Genomic DNA, 3,620 nt, shown 5'->3' with positions numbered 1-3,620 from the left:
TCCGGATGTTACTAATCCAAAAAGAACCTCGTCAAACAAATTACACCTATATTATAAATTAAAATAAGTGCAAATGTATCATCGTTTCCGATGTAAACAATTACACTTTTATAGTACCAAAAAGAACCTATACTGTTGGCTCTACTTGTGTTTCTTCTTTAATTAATAAATTTGTTAACTCTGTATATTCACTTTCTTTTATTCTATTCATTGCATAGAATACATCTAGCTTAGTTTGTAACTCTTCTTTAGTCTCAAAGTTTTTTTGTTCAATCATTCTTTTTAAAATATTATACATATTCTTTCCTCCAAGTTTTTATAATTTTATAACACATTGTTTGTGTTAAGTTCTAACATAGCGATTCTATAAGCATTATCTATTAAAAGATTGTCTTGCTCCTTTTGATTTTCTATTAAAATTGTAATTTTATTTGCATTTATTTCTTCAATTGATGGTTCTGAATTAGGCGGATTCTTTTGTAACTCCAACCATTCATTGTAGACTTCTTCGCCTGTCTTAATTAGCTCTCCACCTTTTATGATTGGAGTAAATAATTGTTTATCTTCTGTAATGAAATAATCATTTATATTATTTAAATCATCTTCAAAACCATATTCTATTAAAATATTTTTCTTTTCTTCTATATTCATATATAAAATTTCCTTTCTTATTCAATGAAATAAGTTCCATGACTATATATATCTGCATTACTACCTAATTGTGTAGTTTGAAGATGTCCGTTTCCAAAATTAAAAAATATAAAACCTTGAACCAATTGATTACTTTGAGTTGTAAAAACTGGAAATACGTAAAAGTTTTTAGGTATAAATCCGTTTGGTAATTTTAATAAAGTTGTACCATCTGTTGTTGCTCCACTGGTTATTCTCATGTGAAAACTAACTTGATTACCATTTTTACTTATTATAAATCCTCCATTATCTGAAACAGTTCTCTTCCATCCATTTAGAAGTTTATTAGATAAATCCATAATTCTAGGGCTAGACTGGATATGATTTATATTTTTTATACTACTTTTAATAGCTTCTATTTGACTTCCTAAATTTTGAGTACATTCAAAACCAATACTAGGTATAACATTAGAATTACAAATAAATTTAGTCTTATTGTCATATTGTTCTAAATTTATTGAAGAGACATCTATCTCTTTATGCTCTTTCAAAGCTCTTACTAAAGTAACTTTGTTATCGTTTAGCCATGAATTAAAACCCTCTAAATTTGGGGTTGCTAACCTATTTTTAAAAATTCTTACCCAAATATTACTAGACGTCTCATAAACTCCTTCAACAGTATTAGTTGCATCAAATATTACTATTGGTTTAAACATATCACAATATAAGTTTGTATTATTAGATTCACTTTTACCTATAGGATTTTTAAATAACAAGGTTGCATCATTTGAATTAGCTGTAAATTCAGACCAAAAACTTTGACCATCTAATGTGATTTCTTCGCATCTTTGTATTAACTTATAACAACTATCTTTATAAACTATTTCATCTCTTGTACCATCTGGTAATCCTCTAAGTGTATATGGAATTACTTTTTTATCAAACAAACTCATATCTTCTTTACAAGATATAATTTCTATATTATCTCCTTGGCCAACACTTTGTAGCCCTTCAAAATAATTAATATCTACACTTGTATAATCACCTTCTAAAATTATCACTGACTTAGTAAACTCTTGTTTATCTATATCAGTTTCTCCCCAGCCCTTTTCACTGTGGGCTACACAAAGACAGTTAGTATCAGTTATATCTATGTCTATAGTATATAGAGTTTTACTATCTGGATTCATTTTAAATTTAATTACATTATTGTGAAAATAGTATATTTCTTTATTACTTAAATTAACAAATGTATATTCTTTTCCTTTTCCAATGTACTTAAATGGATTTAAATATCGCAAACCTTCTGTTATAGCTATGTTGTTTGGATTAGCTAAATTAACTAGTGTTTTTCCTTCTATATTTAAGTTAGTTATATAACCTTTCTTACTATTTTCTATTGTATATTCACCTGTATTAGTAGTACATTTTAAATTTTCAACTTCTTTTAAATTTTCTATATCATCAAGATTTTTAAGTAAATCTTTGTATATCAAATTAAATCACCTCTTTCCAATAAAAAAAAGAACCTACTTTGTTGGTTCTGTTCCTTCTACTACTCCACTTTCTTTAATTATATAATCTTCTACTGCTGTCCTGTAATCTATGTTAGTCACATCATCTAATTCAAATTCTCGATTTTTCAAAGGGTTCAATCCTTTATTTAAAATCCTCTCTGCCAATATCCTTACTACAACATTATTTATATTCATTATAATAATCCTCCTACTTTTTCATTTTCATTTAATAAAATCTGATTTTCTAATTCTTGTATTCTCTTTTGTTCTTCTGTTAATTCTCTTTTTATCTCTTTTATGATTGGTACATTATTAACTACATCTATCTTTTCTATATAACAATTATCAGCTATTGATTTAAAAGGAATGTCAATATAATCTATTTTTGTTATAGTCTTTCTTGGTATAATATCTCCTTCCATTTCTCCATATATTGCAATTATTTCTCCGTCTTGGTCAAAGATTATTCTTCTTCCTATTTCCATTTTTAGTCCTCCTTTTTTATTCGTACTTTATAGCAAACCAATCAATTTCAGCACTTAAGCCAGAACCTTCGTAAGCAAATGGTAGTCTAAAACCATTATTAAAATGTCCAACTGAAGAACCACTATCAATGTCCATTTCCACACCTTTCGCTTGATAGACAGACGTTCTAGTACTAGGATGTGATTGTCTGTCTGTGCAGAGTAACAAGTAAGGTTTCGCTTCCATTGTGGAATCAAAGGATATTGTTATATATTCATTGTTATAATTCTTTGCATACATAAAAACTAAATTAGGTTTAAAAGCTAAAGAATTTACAGTAAGAGTACTCCATGTCCAATAATAATCTGCATTTTCATAAGAACGTACATACGTTTTACCTAAAGAAACTGTATTATTTCCGCTCTTTGCTGTTTTTATTATATTTTTTATGCTTGACACTTTATCTATTAAATTTTGCATACTTTCAGTTTTATTTGCAGAAACATTTTTATTTGTCAAATTTGTTGCAAAAGTATTTTTTAATGTTTCTATTTTTGTTTTAGTTATGTTTAACTTATCTGTCCCAGTAAAAGGGCTTCCCAATGTGTTTGCTATATTATTTTTGCCAATTTGCAATTCATTTTTTACATCCCCAAAGGCTGTTATAAGTTGACTTAAACTTGCATTTTCGTTTAATTTTTCTATCATAAAAATATCACCTTTCTACTTTAAGTAACCATTTTTAAAGAATAGGCTACTAAAAAGTTCTAATTCTATTTATTTTACTTATTTTCACATATTTATAAAGAAATTATTTTAAATTCTATATTAAAAGAAACATTCAAATTTAATCATCTTTCTATTTTAAAAAGTAACCTATCCTTTAAGAACAGTTACTAAAAGCTTTACTATTTTATGTCTTACTCTATTGCATCTATATAATCCTTTACTGCTTTTCTATACTCTGTATTGGTTACATCATCCAGTTTAAAAGGTCTATTTTTGAGT

General features: G+C 26.8%; 6 protein-coding genes. All 6 read right to left on the bottom strand.

What is annotated here, in order from left to right:
• Positions 1-127 precede the first annotated feature (127 nt).
• Genes IR151_RS19805 through IR151_RS19780 form a run of 6 tightly spaced genes read right to left on the bottom strand, consistent with a single transcriptional unit; the run spans position 128 to position 3,320 of the window.
• Entirely contained in the window at positions 128-298 is a 171-nt protein-coding gene (locus IR151_RS19805) for a hypothetical protein (protein WP_227437668.1), read from the bottom strand.
• 26 nt (positions 299-324) lie between these two features.
• Complete coding sequence (locus IR151_RS19800) at positions 325-651, bottom strand: hypothetical protein (protein ID WP_227437667.1); 327 nt, start codon at positions 649-651, stop codon at positions 325-327.
• Positions 652-668: 17 nt separating this feature from the next.
• Positions 669-2,126 carry a hypothetical protein gene (locus tag IR151_RS19795; protein WP_227437665.1) on the bottom strand — a complete coding sequence of 486 codons (1,458 nt, stop codon included), beginning with the start codon at positions 2,124-2,126 and terminating at the stop codon, positions 669-671.
• Positions 2,127-2,159: 33 nt separating this feature from the next.
• On the bottom strand, positions 2,160-2,342 hold the full coding sequence (locus IR151_RS19790; protein ID WP_227437663.1) for a hypothetical protein: 183 nt from the start codon (positions 2,340-2,342) through the stop codon (positions 2,160-2,162).
• Positions 2,342-2,632, bottom strand: coding sequence for a hypothetical protein (locus tag IR151_RS19785; RefSeq protein ID WP_227437661.1), 291 nt, complete (start codon positions 2,630-2,632; stop codon positions 2,342-2,344). The genes IR151_RS19790 and IR151_RS19785 overlap by 1 nt, the downstream gene beginning before the upstream one ends.
• Before the next feature lie 16 nt (positions 2,633-2,648).
• A complete protein-coding gene (locus IR151_RS19780) occupies positions 2,649-3,320 on the bottom strand; it encodes a hypothetical protein (protein WP_227437659.1) in 672 nt (223 codons plus the stop codon).
• Positions 3,321-3,620: the final 300 nt, after the last annotated feature.

Source organism: Clostridioides sp. ES-S-0006-03, from assembly GCF_020662275.1.
GTDB lineage: Bacteria > Bacillota > Clostridia > Peptostreptococcales > Peptostreptococcaceae > Clostridioides.
This window is presented reverse-complemented; position numbering and strand designations above follow the sequence as displayed.